The 19728-nt window shown below is 52.2% G+C and carries 12 protein-coding genes, 1 tRNA gene and 2 rRNA genes; 4 read left to right on the forward strand and 11 right to left on the reverse strand.

Annotated features, from left to right (window positions below):
- Window positions 1-51: 51 nt before the first annotated feature.
- The 3 genes from GUC46_RS23670 to GUC46_RS23680 form a co-directional block, all read right to left on the reverse strand.
- Window positions 52-2958 (reverse strand): 23S ribosomal RNA (locus GUC46_RS23670).
- Window positions 2959-3179: 221 nt separating this feature from the next.
- A tRNA-Glu gene (locus GUC46_RS23675) sits at window positions 3180-3255 on the reverse strand.
- Between the two features lie 85 nt (window positions 3256-3340).
- Window positions 3341-4882 (reverse strand): 16S ribosomal RNA (locus GUC46_RS23680).
- The 16S and 23S rRNA genes sit together here with 1 tRNA gene alongside, the layout of an rRNA operon.
- Before the next feature lie 478 nt (window positions 4883-5360).
- Between GUC46_RS23680 and GUC46_RS23685 the strand changes: the two genes are divergently transcribed.
- Window positions 5361-6065 carry a FadR/GntR family transcriptional regulator gene (locus GUC46_RS23685; protein WP_003023753.1) on the forward strand — a complete coding sequence of 235 codons (705 nt, stop codon included), beginning with the start codon at window positions 5361-5363 and terminating at the stop codon, window positions 6063-6065.
- A 1-nt stretch (window position 6066) separates the two neighbouring features.
- Window positions 6067-7494 (forward strand): multidrug transporter subunit MdtD, encoded by a 1428-nt coding sequence (mdtD, locus tag GUC46_RS23690; protein ID WP_003840564.1) that lies wholly within the window; start codon window positions 6067-6069, stop codon window positions 7492-7494.
- Here the strand turns inward: mdtD and rbsR are convergent.
- The 7 genes from rbsR to kup all read right to left on the reverse strand — a co-directional run bounded on the left by rbsR (window position 7460) and on the right by kup (window position 15406).
- Window positions 7460-8452, reverse strand: a complete 993-nt coding sequence (gene rbsR, locus GUC46_RS23695; RefSeq protein ID WP_003023757.1) for a ribose operon transcriptional repressor RbsR — start codon at window positions 8450-8452, stop codon at window positions 7460-7462. The two genes, mdtD and rbsR, sit on opposite strands and share 35 nt — an antisense overlap.
- Before the next feature lie 3 nt (window positions 8453-8455).
- Window positions 8456-9385, reverse strand: a complete 930-nt coding sequence (gene rbsK / locus GUC46_RS23700) for a ribokinase (protein ID WP_003023758.1) — start codon at window positions 9383-9385, stop codon at window positions 8456-8458.
- A 141-nt stretch (window positions 9386-9526) separates the two neighbouring features.
- Window positions 9527-10417: a ribose ABC transporter substrate-binding protein RbsB gene (gene rbsB, locus GUC46_RS23705; RefSeq protein WP_003023760.1), complete on the reverse strand. Its 891-nt coding sequence runs from the start codon at window positions 10415-10417 to the stop codon at window positions 9527-9529.
- A 24-nt stretch (window positions 10418-10441) separates the two neighbouring features.
- Window positions 10442-11407, reverse strand: coding sequence for a ribose ABC transporter permease (rbsC, locus tag GUC46_RS23710; RefSeq protein ID WP_003023762.1), 966 nt, complete (start codon window positions 11405-11407; stop codon window positions 10442-10444).
- Between the two features lie 5 nt (window positions 11408-11412).
- The gene (gene rbsA, locus GUC46_RS23715; protein WP_003023764.1) at window positions 11413-12918 is read right to left on the reverse strand and encodes a ribose ABC transporter ATP-binding protein RbsA; all 1506 of its coding nucleotides are present in this window, start codon (window positions 12916-12918) and stop codon (window positions 11413-11415) included.
- Between the two features lie 7 nt (window positions 12919-12925).
- Window positions 12926-13345 carry a D-ribose pyranase gene (rbsD, locus tag GUC46_RS23720; protein ID WP_003023766.1) on the reverse strand — a complete coding sequence of 140 codons (420 nt, stop codon included), beginning with the start codon at window positions 13343-13345 and terminating at the stop codon, window positions 12926-12928.
- 192 nt (window positions 13346-13537) lie between these two features.
- Window positions 13538-15406 (reverse strand): low affinity potassium transporter Kup, encoded by a 1869-nt coding sequence (kup, locus tag GUC46_RS23725; protein ID WP_003023768.1) that lies wholly within the window; start codon window positions 15404-15406, stop codon window positions 13538-13540.
- A 329-nt stretch (window positions 15407-15735) separates the two neighbouring features.
- Here kup and ravA point away from each other — a divergent pair, with 329 nt between their 5' ends.
- Both ravA and viaA read left to right on the forward strand, forming a co-directional pair.
- Complete coding sequence (gene ravA / locus GUC46_RS23730) at window positions 15736-17232, forward strand: ATPase RavA (protein WP_044700493.1); 1497 nt, start codon at window positions 15736-15738, stop codon at window positions 17230-17232.
- Window positions 17226-18677, forward strand: a complete 1452-nt coding sequence (gene viaA / locus GUC46_RS23735; RefSeq protein ID WP_003023773.1) for an ATPase RavA stimulator ViaA — start codon at window positions 17226-17228, stop codon at window positions 18675-18677. The genes ravA and viaA overlap by 7 nt, the downstream gene beginning before the upstream one ends.
- Before the next feature lie 3 nt (window positions 18678-18680).
- On the opposite strand, the gene asnA is transcribed toward viaA, so the two are convergent.
- Window positions 18681-19673 carry an aspartate--ammonia ligase gene (gene asnA, locus GUC46_RS23740; protein WP_003827009.1) on the reverse strand — a complete coding sequence of 331 codons (993 nt, stop codon included), beginning with the start codon at window positions 19671-19673 and terminating at the stop codon, window positions 18681-18683.
- Window positions 19674-19728 lie beyond the last annotated feature (55 nt).

Raw genomic sequence — 19728 nt, forward strand, 5'->3', positions numbered from 1 at the left:
ATCTGTATCAAGCTGAATGTCGTCTCTTCGCCAAAACATCTTCGGCGTTGTAAGGTTAAGCCTCACGGTTCATTAGTATCGGTTAGCTCAATGTATCGCTACACTTACACACCCGACCTATCAACGTCATCGTCTTTAACGTTCCTTCAGGAGACTTATAGTCTCAGGGAGAACTCATCTCGGGGCAAGTTTCGTGCTTAGATGCTTTCAGCACTTATCTCTTCCGCATTTAGCTACCGGGCAATGCCATTGGCATGACAACCCGAACACCAGTGATGCGTCCACTCCGGTCCTCTCGTACTAGGAGCAGCCCCCCTCAATTCTCCAGCGCCCACGGCAGATAGGGACCGAACTGTCTCACGACGTTCTAAACCCAGCTCGCGTACCACTTTAAATGGCGAACAGCCATACCCTTGGGACCTACTTCAGCCCCAGGATGTGATGAGCCGACATCGAGGTGCCAAACACCGCCGTCGATATGAACTCTTGGGCGGTATCAGCCTGTTATCCCCGGAGTACCTTTTATCCGTTGAGCGATGGCCCTTCCATTCAGAACCACCGGATCACTAAGACCTGCTTTCGCACCTGCTCGAGCCGTCACTCTCGCAGTCAAGCTAGCTTATGCCTTTGCACTAACCTCCTGATGTCCGACCAGGATTAGCTAACCTTCGTGCTCCTCCGTTACTCTTTAGGAGGAGACCGCCCCAGTCAAACTACCCACCAGACACTGTCCGCAACCCGGATCACGGGTCCACGTTAGAACACCAGCCATTAAAGGGTGGTATTTCAAGGATGGCTCCATGCAGACTGGCGTCCACACTTCAAAGCCTCCCACCTATCCTACACATCAAGGACCAGTGTTCAGTGTCAAGCTATAGTAAAGGTTCACGGGGTCTTTCCGTCTTGCCGCGGGTACACTGCATCTTCACAGCGAGTTCAATTTCACTGAGTCTCGGGTGGAGACAGCCTGGCCATCATTACGCCATTCGTGCAGGTCGGAACTTACCCGACAAGGAATTTCGCTACCTTAGGACCGTTATAGTTACGGCCGCCGTTTACCGGGGCTTCGATCAAGAGCTTCTCCTTACGGATAACCCCATCAATTAACCTTCCGGCACCGGGCAGGCGTCACACCGTATACGTCCACTTTCGTGTTTGCACAGTGCTGTGTTTTTAATAAACAGTTGCAGCCAGCTGGTATCTTCGACTGATTTCAGCTCCACGGGTAAACCGCTTCACCTACATATCAGCGTGCCTTCTCCCGAAGTTACGGCACCATTTTGCCTAGTTCCTTCACCCGAGTTCTCTCAAGCGCCTTGGTATTCTCTACCTGACCACCTGTGTCGGTTTGGGGTACGATTTCGTGTTACCTGATGCTTAGAGGCTTTTCCTGGAAGCAGGGCATTTGTTACTTCAGCACCGTAGTGCCTCGTCATCACACCTCAGCGTTAAAAAGGTACCGGATTTACCTGGAACCTCCGCCTACATGCTTAAACCGGGACAACCGTCGCCCGGCTAACATAGCCTTCTCCGTCCCCCCTTCGCAGTAACACCAAGTACAGGAATATTAACCTGTTTCCCATCGACTACGCCTTTCGGCCTCGCCTTAGGGGTCGACTCACCCTGCCCCGATTAACGTTGGACAGGAACCCTTGGTCTTCCGGCGTGCGGGTTTTTCACCCGCATTATCGTTACTTATGTCAGCATTCGCACTTCTGATACCTCCAGCATGCCTCACAGCACACCTTCAACGGCTTACAGAACGCTCCCCTACCCAACAACACATAGTGTCGCTGCCGCAGCTTCGGTGCATGGTTTAGCCCCGTTACATCTTCCGCGCAGGCCGACTCGACCAGTGAGCTATTACGCTTTCTTTAAATGATGGCTGCTTCTAAGCCAACATCCTGGCTGTCTGTGCCTTCCCACATCGTTTCCCACTTAACCATGACTTTGGGACCTTAGCTGGCGGTCTGGGTTGTTTCCCTCTTCACGACGGACGTTAGCACCCGCCGTGTGTCTCCCGTGATAACATTCTTCGGTATTCGCAGTTTGCATCGGGTTGGTAAGTCGGGATGACCCCCTAGCCGAAACAGTGCTCTACCCCCGAAGATGAATTCACGAGGCGCTACCTAAATAGCTTTCGGGGAGAACCAGCTATCTCCCGGTTTGATTGGCCTTTCACCCCCAGCCACAAGTCATCCGCTAATTTTTCAACATTAGTCGGTTCGGTCCTCCAGTTAGTGTTACCCAACCTTCAACCTGCCCATGGCTAGATCACCGGGTTTCGGGTCTATACCCTGCAACTTAACGCCCAGTTAAGACTCGGTTTCCCTTCGGCTCCCCTATACGGTTAACCTTGCTACAGAATATAAGTCGCTGACCCATTATACAAAAGGTACGCAGTCACCCCATAAAGAGGCTCCCACTGCTTGTACGTACACGGTTTCAGGTTCTTTTTCACTCCCCTCGCCGGGGTTCTTTTCGCCTTTCCCTCACGGTACTGGTTCACTATCGGTCAGTCAGGAGTATTTAGCCTTGGAGGATGGTCCCCCCATATTCAGACAGGATACCACGTGTCCCGCCCTACTCTTCGAGTTCACAACCTGTGCATTTTGGTGTACGGGACTATCACCCTGTACCGTCGGACTTTCCAGACCGTTCCACTAACACACAAGCTGATTCAGACTCTGGGCTGCTCCCCGTTCGCTCGCCGCTACTGGGGGAATCTCGGTTGATTTCTTTTCCTCGGGGTACTTAGATGTTTCAGTTCCCCCGGTTCGCTTCATTACGCTATGTATTCACGTAATGATAGTGTGACGAATCACACTGGGTTTCCCCATTCGGAAATCGCCGGTTATAACGGTTCATATCACCTTACCGACGCTTATCGCAGATTAGCACGTCCTTCATCGCCTCTGACTGCCAGGGCATCCACCGTGTACGCTTAGTCGCTTAACCTCACAACCCGAAGATGTTTCTTTCGATTCATCATCGACTTGCAAAAATTTGAGAGACTCGAACACACCGCTTTTCATTTCTTATTACGGAGAAATGAAACAGTGTGTCGTTTCAATTTTCAGCTTGATCCAGATTTTTAAAGAGCAAATATCTCAAACGTCACCCGAAGGTAAGTTTTGAGATATTAAGGTCGGCGACTTTCACTCACACATACCAGCAAGTGGCGTCCCCTAGGGGATTCGAACCCCTGTTACCGCCGTGAAAGGGCGGTGTCCTGGGCCTCTAGACGAAGGGGACACTGAAGTCTCAATCGCAAGACGCCTTGCTATTTACTTTTCATCAGACAATCTGTGTGAGCACTACAAAGGCAGGTTCTTTAAGGTAAGGAGGTGATCCAACCGCAGGTTCCCCTACGGTTACCTTGTTACGACTTCACCCCAGTCATGAATCACAAAGTGGTAAGCGCCCTCCCGAAGGTTAAGCTACCTACTTCTTTTGCAACCCACTCCCATGGTGTGACGGGCGGTGTGTACAAGGCCCGGGAACGTATTCACCGTGGCATTCTGATCCACGATTACTAGCGATTCCGACTTCATGGAGTCGAGTTGCAGACTCCAATCCGGACTACGACATACTTTATGAGGTCCGCTTGCTCTCGCGAGGTCGCTTCTCTTTGTATATGCCATTGTAGCACGTGTGTAGCCCTACTCGTAAGGGCCATGATGACTTGACGTCATCCCCACCTTCCTCCAGTTTATCACTGGCAGTCTCCTTTGAGTTCCCGACCGAATCGCTGGCAACAAAGGATAAGGGTTGCGCTCGTTGCGGGACTTAACCCAACATTTCACAACACGAGCTGACGACAGCCATGCAGCACCTGTCTCAGAGTTCCCGAAGGCACCAAAGCATCTCTGCTAAGTTCTCTGGATGTCAAGAGTAGGTAAGGTTCTTCGCGTTGCATCGAATTAAACCACATGCTCCACCGCTTGTGCGGGCCCCCGTCAATTCATTTGAGTTTTAACCTTGCGGCCGTACTCCCCAGGCGGTCGACTTAACGCGTTAGCTCCGGAAGCCACGCCTCAAGGGCACAACCTCCAAGTCGACATCGTTTACGGCGTGGACTACCAGGGTATCTAATCCTGTTTGCTCCCCACGCTTTCGCACCTGAGCGTCAGTCTTTGTCCAGGGGGCCGCCTTCGCCACCGGTATTCCTCCAGATCTCTACGCATTTCACCGCTACACCTGGAATTCTACCCCCCTCTACAAGACTCTAGCCTGCCAGTTTCGGATGCAGTTCCCAGGTTGAGCCCGGGGATTTCACATCCGACTTGACAGACCGCCTGCGTGCGCTTTACGCCCAGTAATTCCGATTAACGCTTGCACCCTCCGTATTACCGCGGCTGCTGGCACGGAGTTAGCCGGTGCTTCTTCTGCGAGTAACGTCAATCGTTGCGGTTATTAACCACAACGCCTTCCTCCTCGCTGAAAGTACTTTACAACCCGAAGGCCTTCTTCATACACGCGGCATGGCTGCATCAGGCTTGCGCCCATTGTGCAATATTCCCCACTGCTGCCTCCCGTAGGAGTCTGGACCGTGTCTCAGTTCCAGTGTGGCTGGTCATCCTCTCAGACCAGCTAGGGATCGTCGCCTAGGTGAGCCGTTACCCCACCTACTAGCTAATCCCATCTGGGCACATCCGATGGCAAGAGGCCCGAAGGTCCCCCTCTTTGGTCTTGCGACGTTATGCGGTATTAGCTACCGTTTCCAGTAGTTATCCCCCTCCATCGGGCAGTTTCCCAGACATTACTCACCCGTCCGCCACTCGTCACCCAAGGAGCAAGCTCCTCTGTGCTACCGTTCGACTTGCATGTGTTAGGCCTGCCGCCAGCGTTCAATCTGAGCCATGATCAAACTCTTCAATTTAAGTTTGATGCTCGTGAATTAAACTTCGTAATGAATTACGTATGTTCACTCAGAGACTTGGTATTCATTTTTCGTCTTGCGACGTTAAGAATCCGTATCTTCGAGTGCCCACACAGATTGTCTGATAAATTGTTAAAGAGCAGTGCCGCTTCGCTTTTTCTCAGCGGCGCGGGGTGTGCATATTACGCCATCCCGCTGCGAAGTCAAGCATTTAATTTCGCTTTCTTCGCCGGAGTTCTCAGTGGAACCCCGCTGACCCGGCGGCTTGTAATCCGTTGTTCCGTGTCAGTGGAGGCGCATTATAGGGAGTTATTTCAGGCTGACAAGGGGAAATTTAAAATAACTTTCTGAGTGCGTGTTTTTTCACCAAAACAACCATTAACATGCCATAAAATAAGCAAATTGCCGTTTTTGCAGCCGCAATCACACTTCCAGGTGGCATACTAATGAATAAGAAAAAGAGTAAGGAAGAACATTCATGCCGTTAAATGCCCAACAGCTAGCCGCACAGAAAAACTTGTCCTACGTTCTGGCCGAAAAGCTGGCTCAGCGAATATTAAAAGGTGAATACGCGCCGGGCGCTATATTGCCTGGCGAAATAGAGCTGGGCGATCAGTTTGGTGTGAGTCGCACCGCGGTAAGAGAGGCGGTAAAAACGTTAACGGCAAAAGGTATGGTATTACCACGCCCACGTATCGGCACACGCGTCATGCCGCAAGCAAACTGGAACTTCCTCGACCAGGAGCTGCTCACCTGGTGGATGACGGAAGATAATTTCCCGCAGGTCATTAAACATTTTCTGGTGATGCGTATCAGCCTGGAGCCTCAGGCGTGTTTACTGGCGGCGACCATTGGTACGGCTGAACAGAAAGCGCACCTCAACACGCTGATGGAAGAGATGGTCGAGCTAAAAAGAAACTTCAGACGCGAACGCTGGATTGAGGTTGATATCGCCTGGCATGAACACATCTATGAAATGAGTGCGAATCCGTTCCTTATTTCCTTTGCATCTCTGTTCCATTCGGTTTACCAGACCTACTTTACCTCTATTACCTATAACGATGTGGTGAAACTGGATTTGCACCAGGCCATTGTCGATGCAATAGATGATAACGATGGCGATCGCGCCTTTGCTGCTTGTCAGGCATTGCTGATAGCACCGAACGTGCTACCGGATAAATAATATGTCAGAAAAGAAATCACGTAGTATGGCCGGGCTACCGTGGATAGCAGCCATGGCCTTTTTTATGCAGGCACTAGACGCCACTATCCTCAATACCGCCCTACCCGCAATAGCACATAGTCTTAACCGCTCTCCGCTCGCCATGCAGTCGGCCATTATCAGCTATACCCTGACGGTCGCGATGCTGATCCCGGTAAGTGGTTGGTTGGCAGACCGATTTGGTACCCGACGCGTCTTTATGATTGCTGTTAGCCTGTTTACGTTGGGATCGCTGGCCTGTGCGCTGTCCAGCTCCCTAAGCGAGCTGGTGATTTTCCGTGTCATTCAGGGGATCGGTGGCGCCATGATGATGCCCGTTGCCCGTCTGGCGTTATTGCGTGCCTACCCTCGCAGTGAACTGCTTCCCGTGCTTAACTTCGTCACCATGCCTGGACTTGTGGGGCCTATTTTAGGTCCGGTATTGGGCGGTGTACTGGTTACATGGGCCAGTTGGCACTGGATCTTCCTGATTAATATTCCAATTGGCATTGCCGGTATCTTCTACGCTCGCAAATATATGCCGAACTTCACCACCCCACGCCGCGGTTTTGATATGACCGGTTTCTTTCTGTTTGGTTTGAGCCTGGTGTTGTTTTCTAGCGGCGTTGAATTGTTCGGTGAGAAGCTTGTCGCTACCTGGGTCGCACTCGGTATTATTCTTGCCAGTGTGTTGTTACTACTCGCCTATATTCGCCATGCTCGTCGTCACCCAACGCCACTTATATCTCTTCCGATATTTAAGACTCGAACCTTTTCTGTTGGGATCGCCGGCAACCTCGCCACTCGCCTGGGCACAGGCTGCGTGCCCTTCTTAATGCCGCTGATGTTGCAGGTAGGCTTTGGATATCCGGCTCTGATAGCCGGTTGTATGATGGCGCCAACGGCGTTGGGTTCAATTCTGGCAAAATCCATGGTGACGCAGGTTCTGCGCAAACTCGGCTACAGGACCACATTGGTGGGTGTTACGGTTTTTATCGGCCTGATGATTGCGCAGTTCGCTTTGCAATCTCCTGCCATGCCGGTCTGGATGCTGATCCTGCCGCTGTTCATTTTAGGTATGGCGATGTCCACCCAGTTTACCTCAATGAATACTATCACTCTGGCGGATCTGACTGATGAAAACGCCAGCAGCGGCAACAGCGTATTGGCCGTTACTCAGCAGTTATCAATCAGTTTAGGGGTTGCCATCAGCGCCGCCGTTCTGCGTATCTATGAAGGTATGGAAGGAACCAATACGGTAGAGCAGTTCCATTACACCTTTATGACGATGGGCGCTATCACGGTAATATCCGCGCTGATGTTCATGCTGCTAAAAGCCAAAGATGGACGTAACCTGATCAAAGATCGGCACAAACCTAAACCGACCCCCGCTCCATCAAAACAGGAGTAAGCTGCAAACGCTGTTGTTGTAATGCGGGCTGGGCCATCCGATGGATTAATACATCGATGGCCAGTTCGCCCAATTCATCTTTTGGTTGATGTATGGTCGTCAGCGGAGGCGTCATATAGCGCGCCAGCTCGATATCATCATAACCCACCACCGCCATATCCTGCGGAATGCGCAATCCCGACTGGTACAGAGCCTGATACGCGCCAACCGCCATTGCATCATTGCCGGTAAAAACGGCCTGCGGTCGCTGTTTATGCGACAGCAACGTTTGCATAGCTTCAAAGCCGCCACCAAACTCAAAGTCACCGGTAATCTCGTAGCCTTCCGGGACAGGCAAGCCCGCCCGCTTCATTGCCGCCCGATATCCTTCCAGACGCAAACGCGCCGGGGTTTTATCCAGCGGCCCGGTGATGCAGGCAATGCGCGTAAAACCTTTTTCGATAAGATGTTGCGTGGCTAAATCCCCGCCCAGCAGGGAGTTATCCTGAATCAGATCGCTTTCACCATCAAAGGGCGACCAGTCCATCATCACGGTCGGTATAGAAGGATAACGCTGCATTATCTCTCTGGAAGGCTGATGTGTTTCCGTACAGAGCAGCAGCAAGCCATCCACACGTTTTTGCATTAGCGTTTCCAGATTACGGTTCATGCGCTGTTCATCGCCTTCGGTATTGCACAGCACCAGGCTGTAGCCGCGCTCAAAACAGCTACGTTCAACGCCGCGCACCAGCTCAGAATAGAAGGGATTGGTACTGGCAGTGATTAACATGCCAATTGTGCGGGTCTGGTTTAACTTGAGGCTACGCGCCAGCGCGGAGGGAGCGTAGTTAAGCGCTTTAATCGCAGCTTCTACTTTGTCAGTGACAGACTCACTGACAAAGCGATCTTTATTAATGACGTGAGAAACCGTCGACGTGGAAACACCCGCCAGGCGGGCGACGTCCTTCATTGTAGCCAAGCGTTACCTCTGTTGACTTAAAAACGCTTCTATTTCTTCGCGCCACGGAACGGAAGGCTGTGCGCCTTTACGGGTAACCGCAATCGCCGCAGCGGCATGCGCAAAACGGATCGCTTCAGGCAGTGGAGTCTCTTCCAGTAACGCTGTAATTAACGCGCCATTAAAGGTGTCTCCGGCGGCAATAGTATCAACGGCTTCCACTTTAAAACCGGGTACTCGCTGACCTTCGCCATTCACGCTGGCCCACACACCGCGACTCCCTAAGGTAATCAGTACAGTATGGATTCCTTTAGCATGCAATGCCTGCGCCGCTTTGGCCGCGTCTTCATCATTTTCAACCCGGATCCCCGTCAGCTTTTCAGCCTCGGTTTCATTCGGGGTAATAATATCTACCAGCGCCAACAGCTCGTCAGAAAGTTCACGTGCCGGAGCCGGGTTTAGGGCGACCATGGTCTTATTTTGATGTGCAATCTTTGCCGCAGCCAGAACGCTTTCGATCGGCGACTCTAACTGCATCAGTAAAGCAGACGCCTGCGCGATACGCTCATGCTGTGCTTCCACCAGCGCTGGCGAAAGAGCTGCGTTAGCTCCAGCATGAATGCCGATAACGTTCTCACCTTCACCATTCACAAAAATCAACGCAACACCGGTCGATTCCCCCGAAATTACGCTAATCGGCGCAATATCAATGTTGTCTTTGGCTAACTGTTTACGCACACTTTCGCCAATATCATCATCGCCCGTACAGGCAATGAATGCGATATTCGCGCCACTACGACCCGCAGCAACAGCCTGATTCGCGCCTTTACCGCCAAATGCGACCTGATAATGACTACCGGTTACGGTTTCACCAGGTGTCGGGAAAGAGTTAAGGTTAAGGATGTGATCGGCATTGATACTGCCAAGAACAACGAGGTTGCCTGCGGTTTTCATATTTGGTGTTCCAAGTCAAAGTGCGCCACCGGGTTAGGGTGGCGCGTGCCCTGCTTTTCTTTTTACGCTTTCATCCCCAAAACCAGATACGGGGATGGCGTATTTATGTCTCCATCAGGCCGCGAGCGACCTGAATCGGTATTACTGCTTGATGACCAGCTTCAGGTCAACCGGATATTTAGCCTGAACCTTCTCGCCTTTCAGGACTTTATCCGCAGTCTCAACGCCTTTCGCGCCGATCTGATCCGGCAACTGAGCAATGGTCGCAGCCAGTTTGCCATCATTTACTGCTTTTTCGCCATCTGGAGTGCCGTCAAATCCAACCACCATCACATCAGATTTACCCGCGGTTTGCAGTGCGCGCAGCGCACCCAGCGCCATTTCATCGTTCTGAGCAAATACGGCCTGCACATCAGGATGCGCGGTCAGCAGGTTCTGCATGACGTTCAAACCTTTAGTGCGGTCGAAGTCTGCCGGCTGGCTGGCCAGTACGTTAAATTTGTGTGCCGCAACGGCCTGCTGGAAACCTTCGCCACGCTCACGCGCCGCTGAAGTTCCGGCAATCCCCTGCAGTTCGATAACTTTCGCGCCTTCACCTGCTTTCTTCGCGATGTAATCACCCGCAATTTTGCCGCCCAACACGTTATCAGACGCAATGTGGCTTACCACTTCGCCTTTGGAGGCAACACGGTCAAGGGTAATAACCGGAATTTTTGCCTGGTTAGCCATCTTCACAGCATTACCAACGGCATCAGAGTCGGTTGGGTTGATCAGCAGAATTTTAGTTCCACGAACCGTTAAGTCCTGAACGTTAGCCAGCTCTTTCGCCGGGTTGTTCTGCGAGTCCAGAATCACCAGGTTATAACCCAGCTTATCCGCCTCTTTTTGCGCCCCATCCTTCAGAGAAACAAAGAACGGGTTATTGAGGGTGGAGACCACCAGCGCAATAGTATCTTTAGCCATCGCATTCGCGCTCACGGTGGCGCTCAGCGCAACAGCAGAAACCAGGGTAGCCAGTTTTTTCATGTTCATATTTAAGATGTCCTGTAATCGTTGTTACTGCTTTTTGTTGTCTACCAGTACCGCCAGCAAAATCACCACCGCTTTGACGATCATCTGGTAATAGGAGGATACACCTAACAAATTCAACCCATTATTGAGGAAACCAAGAATCAATGCGCCGATCAGCGTCCCAACAATTCGTCCTTTACCACCCGCCAGGCTAGTACCGCCTAATACCACCGCAGCGATAGCATCTAACTCATAGCCAGTACCTGCCGTCGGTTGCGCAGAGGAGAGGCGTGCTACTTCAATGATGCCCGCCAGCGATGCCAGCAGACCGCACAGTGAGTAAACGATAATTTTGATTTTACTGACGCTGATACCGGACAGACGCGTTGCCGCTTCGTTACCGCCCAGCGCATAGATATAACGCCCCAGACGCGTGTGGTGCAGCATGTACCACGCCGCGAGGAAGACAATCCCCATGATCCACACCGGCGTAGGGACGCCTAACGGACGACCAATCCCGAACCAGCCAAACAGATCGGCATTGTCAGTAAACCCGGTGTTTACCGGACTGCCGTTGGTGTAGACCATGGTCACACCGCGCAGCAGCAGCATCATAACCAGAGTCGCGATAAACGCCTGCACGCGACCTTTCGCGACAATCACCCCGGTTACCGCGCCAATGGCAGCGCCGAGCGCCAGGGCCGCAGCAACAGCCACCAGCGCATTGACTTCAATCCCTACAATCGAAGCCGCAACCGCACCGGTCAGCGCCAGCAAGGAACCGACGGACAGATCGATACCCGACGTCAGGATAACCAGCGTCATGCCAACCGCCATGATGGCGTTCACCGACGTTTGCTGAAGAATGTTGAACAGGTTATTAACGGTAAAAAAGTTAGGGCTCATGGTGGAAACAATCGCGATCAGCACTAACAGAGCGATGAGCGACTTTTGCTCCAGAAGCCATGCTTTAGTGAAATAACGGCGACCAGAAACAGCCTGGGTAGTCATCTTTTTTACTCCTGATTCACGCGATTAAGCTTGCCCACAGCGGCAGCCATTAATACTTCCTGAGTGGCCTGCTCGCGAGTGAACTCACCGCCGAGATGCCCTTCATGCATAACGATAATTCGATCGCTCATGCCCAATACTTCTGGCATCTCAGAAGAGACCAGAATGATACTCAGCCCATCAGCCTTAAACTGGTTGATAAGCTGATAGATTTCTTTTTTCGCCCCAACGTCAACGCCGCGCGTTGGTTCATCAAGGATCAGCACTTTTGGCCGGGTCATCAGACCGCGCGCAATCGCCACTTTCTGCTGGTTACCGCCGGAAAGAAGGCCGATAGCCTGTTCCATCGATGGCGTTTTAACATTGAACAGGCGAATAAAATCACCCACCGCCTGCTGCTCATCTTTATGTTTAAGGCTTCCGCCTGCACGGCTGAAATAACGCAGCGCGGTCAGTGACATATTCTCTTTCACCGACATGCCGAGCACTAAACCATCGCGTTTACGGTCTTCAGAAATATAGACGATGCCGTTAGCCAGTCCATCCTGCGGCGAACGGGTAACCACTTCATGGCCATCAAGCGTGACGTAGCCGCTGGTGCGTGGCAATGCGCCGTACAACACTTTCATCAGCTCGGTACGTCCGGCCCCCATCAGCCCCGATACGCCAAGGATCTCGCCTTTACGCAGCGTGAATGACACATCGTTTACGCCAGGACCGCACAGATTATCGACCTTCAGGCGAATATCACCCGGCGCTTTTTCCAGGCGCGGGTACTGATCTTCCAGCTTACGTCCCACCATCATTTCAATCAGCGAGTCTTCGGTAAGCGATGCGACTTCACGCTCGGCAATAAACTGCCCATCGCGGAAGACGGTTACGTCGTCGCAAATCTCGAAGATCTCTTTCATGCGGTGAGAAATATAGACAATGCCGCGTCCCTGGGATTTCAGTTCGCGAATGACGCGGAACAGGGATTCGGTTTCGGTGTCGGTGAGGGCATCCGTCGGTTCATCCATAATGATGACCTTCGATTCAAAGCTCAGCACTTTAGCAATTTCGACCATCTGCTGATCGCCAATCGACAGCTCACCGACCAGCCTGTCGCTTTTAAAGCGCAGATTGAGTTTGGCGAGCAGCAGATCGGCTTCGGCGTACATCTTCTTCCAGTCAATTTTGCCAAAGCGATTCACAAACTCACGACCGAGAAAAATGTTTTCAGCGATAGTGAGTTGCGGGATCAGGTTCAGCTCCTGGTGGATGATACCGATTCCGGCTTCCTGGGAGGATTTCGGGCCGTTAAAGGTGGTCTCTTTCCCCAGCCACAATAAGGAACCGGCATCACGGGTGTAGATTCCGGTCAGCACCTTCATCATGGTGGATTTACCCGCGCCGTTTTCGCCCACCAGCGCCATTACGCGGCCTGGGTAGACATTCAGCGCGGCGCCGGATAGCGCTTTTACGCCCGGGAACGCTTTATCGATCCCTTTGAGTTGCAGTAATGCGTTCATGATGGCCTCAGAACGTGACGCCAGCACAGAGAATGATATTCGCATACGGAGAACACTCTCCGCTGCGAATTACCGCCTGACTGTCTGCGGTTTGTTTTTTGAATTGTTCATGCGTGGTGTAACGAATTTCTATGGTGTTTCCCTGGTGTTGTTGCAGTTGCTCAATGTGGCTGAGCAACGTTTCGTGGAGTTGCGGATTATGTTGTTTAATTTCCGACGCGAGAATGGCTGCCTCGACCTGCATTTCACGTGTGACCACATCCAGTACCTGCATAAAAGAAGGTACGCCCTGGGTTAATGCCATATCGATACGCGTTGTGCTGTTCGGGATGGGTAAACCTGCATCACACACCACCAGCGTATCGGTATGCCCCAGACGGGAGATCACCGATGAAATTTCAGAGTTGAGTACCGTGCCTTTCTTCATTTTCTTTCCCCACTAGCGAAACGTTTCGCTGGAGATAAGTGTAGTGCGAAGAGTGGACAGAAAACCACCGCGACGTTACGAAAATGTGATCGCCATCGAAACGTTTCGCAAGGATTATCATTAGATGAAATGAAAACTGGGAGGGGCAAAACAAAACGCCCCCTTTCACGATGAAAGAGGGCGTTGATGAGATTAAATCTCGACCTGAGTACCGAGCTCAATAACCCGGTTCGGTGGGATTTCAAACTGGTCCGGCGCACGCAGCGCATTGCGCTGTAACAGCAGATACAGCTTACCGCGCAGACGCAAGTACCATGGTCGTTTGCCGACAATCAGCGACTCGTGCGACATGAAGAAGGAGGTTTCCATCATCCGGCAGCTTAAGCCTTCCAGACCGCAGCGATGGAACACTTCCTCCACGTTCGGCGTTTCGCGCCAACCGTAGCTGGCAACCACGCGCCAGAAGGTGGGCGATAACTGCTCAATCTGCACCCTACGCACGTTGTGAACATAGGGCGCATCTTCCGTGCGCAGCGTCAGCAGAATAACGCGCTCATGCAGCACCTTGTTATGTTTGAGGTTATGCAGAAGCGCAAACGGGATGACGTTCAGTGCGCGGGACATATATACAGCCGTTCCCGGCACGCGTACCGGTGGCGATTTCTCCAGAGAAGCAATCATCGCCTCCAGAGAGTTACCGTGCTCATGCATACGACGCAGCAGACGGAAGCGTTCACTTTTCCAGGTGGTCATGATGGTGAACATCACCAGACCCAGCGTCAGAGGCAGCCAACCGCCGGAAATCAGTTTATCGAGGTTCGCGGAGAACAGCGGAACATCGACGCACAAGAATGCCACCAGGATCAGGAAGACGAAGTATTTATTCCAGTGCCAGTTTTTGCGCGCCACGGTGGTCGACAAAATAGAGGTCAGCACCATCGTCCCCGTTACCGCAATCCCGTACGCCGCGGCCAGATTACTGGAGTGTTCAAAACTCACAATCACAATAACCACCGCAAAATAGAGCATCCAGTTAACGAAAGGAATGTAGATCTGGCCCGACTCCATTTCCGAGGTATGGATAATGCGCATTGGCGATAAATATCCCAAACGCACGGCCTGACGCGTCAGCGAGAACACACCGGAGATAACCGCCTGCGAAGCGATTACCGTCGCCAGCGCAGCGAGGATCAGTAGCGGGATCAACGCCCAGTCTGGTGCCAACAGGAAGAACGGGTTTTTGATCGCTTCAGGATGCTTTAACAGTAGCGCCCCCTGACCAAAATAGTTCAGTACCAGTGAAGGCAACACCACAGAGAACCATGCCAGGCGAATCGGCAACTTACCGAAGTGGCCCATATCCGCATACAGCGCTTCAACACCGGTAATCGACAACACCACCGCACCCAGCGCAATAAAAGACAACGTTTTGAATTCGAGGAAGAAATGCACCGCCCAATACGGATTTAGCGCCTGCAGTACTTCCGGATTGCCAATAATACTGCGTACGCCTAAAACCGCCAGCGTCAGGAACCACAGCAGCATAATCGGCGCAAACAGCTTACCGACCATGCCGGTACCGTGTTTTTGAATCAAAAACAGCAGGGTCAGTACGATTATCGAGAGCGGAACAATCCAGGTATCCAGTTGCGGGGCAATAATCTCCAGACCTTCAATCGCAGACATCACCGAAATGGCTGGCGTAATCACCACTTCACCATAGAAGAAGCTGCCGCCTATCAATCCCATAATGACCAGCATGGAGGTTGTTCGCGCCGAGGTATTGCGCCCGGCCAATGACATCAGCGTCAGGATCCCGCCTTCTCCGGCGTTATCTGCGCGCATGACAAACGTCAGGTATTTAATGGAGACAACAAAGATCAGCAGCCAGAAAATCAGCGAGAGAAAACCAAATACGGCATCACGTTCAACGCCAAAACCAAACTGGCCGGACAAACATTCACGAAGCGTATAAAGTGGGCTGGTACCAATATCACCGTAGACAACCCCAATGGCTGCAAGGGTAATCGCAGACAATGATTGTTTATTATCAGTGCTCATAGACTCGTCTTTCGTTTATACACATCATCTTTCAAGCCACTCCGTGTGGGCTGCATTCGTTATTCCCCCCATCCCAGGAGAAAACTCCATTGCCGCCTTGGTGCAGCTTGATTGATTTGGTGTATATATAAGAAATGTGTGCGTCGTCCCTTGGCCCACAAAAAGGCGCACAGTATGCACGATTAATCACAAAATCGTACCCCTAAATGAGACCAGATTAATCTGGCTCAAAGAAAAATAAGCGCACCTTCAGTCTATTACTGCAATGGTGTGAAGCATCTATACTCGCAGTTTATGCAGTACATTTGGCGAAAGGACGCCACTTCATTATGGCTCACCCACATTTATTAGCGGAAAGAATTTCCCGTCTGAGCAATGCGCTGGAAAAGGGACTTTTTGAACGTAGCCACGCCATTCGTCTGTGTCTGCTGGCAGCACTCAGCGGCGAGAGCGTTTTCTTATTAGGGCCCCCGGGGATCGCAAAGAGCTTAATTGCCCGCCGACTGAAGTTTGCCTTCCAAAATGCACGCGCTTTTGAATACCTGATGACGCGCTTCTCTACGCCGGAAGAAGTTTTCGGCCCGCTGTCCATTCAGGCCCTTAAAGACGAAGGTCGCTATGAACGCTTAACGGCGGGCTATCTTCCTGAAGCTGAAATCGTTTTTCTCGATGAAATCTGGAAAGCAGGCCCGGCAATTCTTAACACCCTGCTGACCGCCATTAACGAACGTCACTTTCGCAACGGCGCGTATGAAGAAAAAATTCCGATGCGTCTGCTGGTGGCCGCATCCAACGAACTGCCTGAAGCCGACAGCAGCCTGGAAGCGCTGTACGACCGTATGCTGATTCGTCTGTGGCTGGATAAAGTTCAGGACAAGGCCAATTTCCGCTCCATGCTGCTAAGTCAGCAGGATGAAAGCGACAACCCGGTCCCGGCATCATTGCAGGTGACGGATGAAGAGTATCACCAGTGGCAAAAAGACATTGGCGCCATCAAGCTTCCCGATCGCGTGTTTGAGCTTATTTTCACCCTACGCCAGCAGTTGGACACGCTACCGAATGCCCCCTACGTGTCCGATCGTCGCTGGAAAAAAGCGATCCGCTTACTCCAGGCCAGCGCTTTCTTTAGCGGACGTGATGCGGTAGTACCTATCGACCTGATCCTGCTGAAAGATTGTCTGTGGTACGACGCGCAAAGCCTGAATCTGATGCAACAGCAGCTTGAAATATTGATGACCGGACACGCCTGGCAGCAGCAAGCCATGCTGACGCGCCTGGGCAGTATTGTGCAGCGCCGCATTCAACTCCAGCAGCAACAAAGCGACAAAACGGCGTTCACGGTAATCCGTCAGGGTGGCATGTTCAGTCGTCGTCCTCATTATGATTTACCACCGGAAGCTACGTCCTCAGTCGTGACATTACTGCTACAAAAGCCATTAAAGCTGCATGATATGGAAGTTATCCATATTGCTTTCGAACGCAGTGCGCTGGAACTGTGGCTAACAAAAGGCGGTGAAATCCGCGGAAAATTAAACGGGATCGGCTTTGCCCAAACGCTGAATATGGAAGTCGATAGTGCACAGCATCTGGTTGTGCGCGATGTCAGTTTACAGGGTTCTCGCCTGGCGCTGCCGGGGGCTTCGCAAGAGAGTATGCCCGCAGAGATAAAGCAGGAGCTTGAAGCGCTCGATAACGAGTGGCATCAGCAGCACAGCGCATTCAGCGAACAGCAAAAATGCCTGTTTATTCATAGCGACTGGTTAGGCCGCATTGAGGCCAGCCTGCAGGATGTCGGGGCGCAAATCCGCCAGGCGCAACAATGCTGACCCTTGATACACTCAACATAATGCTGGCAGTCAGCGAAGAGGCGATGATCGAAGAGATGATCGTCGCCCTGTTGGCTTCCCCAAAGATGGTGGTATTTTTTAAAAAATTTCCTCGCCTTAAAAAAGCGATCACTGACGATATTCCCCGCTGGCGCGAATCTTTGCGTAGCCGCCTCAAAGATACCCATGTGCCGCCGGAGTTGGCAGAAGAGGTCATTTGTTATCAACAAAGCCAGCTCCTCTCTCATGCGCAGTTTATCGTTCAACTACCGCAAATATTATCGCTATTGCACCGACTCCATTCGCCCTGGGCTGGGCAAGCGCAGCAACTGGTCAATGACAACAGCACCTTTACGCCCGCCCTACATACGCTTTTTCTCCAGCGCTGGCGCCTGAGCCTGGTGGTGCAAACCACAACGCTGAATCAGCAACTGCTGGAAGAAGAGCGCGAGCATTTGCTCAGTGAAGTACAGGAACGGATGACCCTTAGCGGACAACTGGAACCCGTTCTGGCGGAAAATGACAACGCTGCAGGCCGGTTGTGGGATATGAGCGCGGGCCAAATCAAGCGCGGTGATTATCAGTTGATGGTGAAATACGGCGAATTTCTGACGCAACAACCCGAACTCCAGCGTCTGGCCGAGCAGTTAGGTCGTTCCAGAGAGGCGAAATCCGTGCCGCGTAAAGATGCGCCAATGGAAACCTTCCGTACCCTGGTGCGCGAACCGGCAACCGTCCCGGAGCAGGTGGATGGTATCCAGCAAAGTGACGATATCCTGCGCCTGCTACCGCCAGAACTGGCCACGTTGGGCATAACCGAACTGGAATACGAGTTCTACCGACGGTTGGTGGAAAAGCAACTGCTGACCTACCGCCTGCACGGCGAAGCATGGCGTGAGAAGGTAACAGAACGTCCGGTGGTTCATCAGGATTTTGACGAGCAACCGCGCGGACCTTTTATTGTCTGCGTTGATACATCAGGATCGATGGGCGGGTTTAATGAGCAGTGTGCGAAAGCCTTTTGCCTGGCGCTAATGCGCGTCGCCCTTGCCGATAACCGGCGCTGTTTCATTATGCTGTTTTCAACAGAAGTGGTGCGCTATGAGCTTTCCGGTCCGGAGGGCATCGAACAGGCTATCCGCTTTTTAAGTCAGCGCTTTCGTGGCGGTACTGATATTGCCAGCTGTTTTCGCGCCATTATTGAACGCATGCAGGGTCGGGAATGGTTTGATGCCGATGCGGTGGTTATCTCAGATTTTATCGCTCAGCGATTACCCGATGAAGTCGTCAGCAAAGTGGGGGAATTACAGCGGGTGCACCAGCACCGTTTTCATGCGGTAGCGATGTCAGCACATGGCAAACCCGGCATCATGCGCATTTTCGATCATATCTGGCGCTTTGATACCGGGATGCGAAGCCGCCTGCTCAGACGCTGGCGGCGTTGATTGTTACAGCAGAGAAGCGACGCTTTCACGTACCTGGGCCGGCCATACGCCACACTGAACCTGGCCAATGTGCGGTAATTGCAGCAACAGCATGGTCAGACGCGACTGCCCAATCCCCCCACCAATCGTCTGCGGCATTTCACCACGCAGCAGCGCCTGGTGCCATTCCAGACTCAGGCGATCTTCATCACCGGTCAAAGACAGCTGGTGTTTCAGAGCGTCAGCATCCACACGGATCCCCATAGAAGACAGCTCAAACGCATCTTCCAGAACCGGGTTCCAGACCAGAATATCACCGTTCAGACCGGCATGACCCAGCTCAGACGCTGAACTCCAGTCATCATAATCCGGCGCGCGTACATCATGACGGTGACCGTCACTGAGTTTACCGCCGATCCCCACCAGGAATACCGCGCCCAGCTCTTTAGCGATCGCACGTTCACGACCTTTTGCGTCAAGATCCGGATAACGAGATAACAGCTCCTGGCTATGAACAAAGTGGATCTGCTCTGGCAGGAACGGTGCCAGACCAAACTCTTTGCTAACCGCAGCTTCGGTGGCCTTAATTCCCGCCCAGATAGCCTCTACCGTGCTTTTCAGAGTTGAGAATTGACGCTCACCGTCGCCCATCACGCGCTCCCAGTCCCACTGGTCAACGTACACTGAGTGCAGCGGGGAGAGGCGATCTTCATCGGGACGCAGGGCTTTCATATGCGTGTACAGCCCCTCGCCTGCGCTAAAGTCGTGTTGTCCTAACGTTTGACGCTTCCACTTCGCCAGTGAATGAACCACTTCGAATTGAGCGTCTGGCAATGCTTTAACCTTCACCTGCACCGCTTTTTCACAGCCCGACAAGTTATCCTGCGTACCATCTCCAACGCGGCTGAGGATCGGAGCCTGAACTTCGATCAGACCTAAACGCTCTTCCAGCTGGCGAGAAAAATGAGATTTTACGAAGCTAATTTGACGTTGTTTGGCAATGTAAGCGGTTTTCATTATGTGTACTCCTGTGTCCTGTTGCCTATGATTAAGCAACAGAATGGAGGTAATA

It is taken from the genome of Citrobacter sp. LUTT5 (assembly GCF_009905315.1).
Classification (GTDB): domain Bacteria; phylum Pseudomonadota; class Gammaproteobacteria; order Enterobacterales; family Enterobacteriaceae; genus Citrobacter; species Citrobacter freundii.

Coding starts and splice junctions, on each gene's coding strand:
- rbsA (WP_003023764.1), bottom strand. CDS start 12,918: ATGAACGCATTACTGCAACTCAAAGGGATCGATAAAGCGTTCCCGGGC.
- viaA (WP_003023773.1), top strand. CDS start 17,226: ATGCTGACCCTTGATACACTCAACATAATGCTGGCAGTCAGCGAAGAG.
- asnA (WP_003827009.1), bottom strand. CDS start 19,673: ATGAAAACCGCTTACATTGCCAAACAACGTCAAATTAGCTTCGTAAAA.
- GUC46_RS23685 (WP_003023753.1), top strand. CDS start 5,361: ATGCCGTTAAATGCCCAACAGCTAGCCGCACAGAAAAACTTGTCCTAC.
- ravA (WP_044700493.1), top strand. CDS start 15,736: ATGGCTCACCCACATTTATTAGCGGAAAGAATTTCCCGTCTGAGCAAT.
- mdtD (WP_003840564.1), top strand. CDS start 6,067: ATGTCAGAAAAGAAATCACGTAGTATGGCCGGGCTACCGTGGATAGCA.
- kup (WP_003023768.1), bottom strand. CDS start 15,406: ATGAGCACTGATAATAAACAATCATTGTCTGCGATTACCCTTGCAGCC.
- rbsB (WP_003023760.1), bottom strand. CDS start 10,417: ATGAACATGAAAAAACTGGCTACCCTGGTTTCTGCTGTTGCGCTGAGC.
- rbsK (WP_003023758.1), bottom strand. CDS start 9,385: ATGAAAACCGCAGGCAACCTCGTTGTTCTTGGCAGTATCAATGCCGAT.
- rbsC (WP_003023762.1), bottom strand. CDS start 11,407: ATGACTACCCAGGCTGTTTCTGGTCGCCGTTATTTCACTAAAGCATGG.
- rbsD (WP_003023766.1), bottom strand. CDS start 13,345: ATGAAGAAAGGCACGGTACTCAACTCTGAAATTTCATCGGTGATCTCC.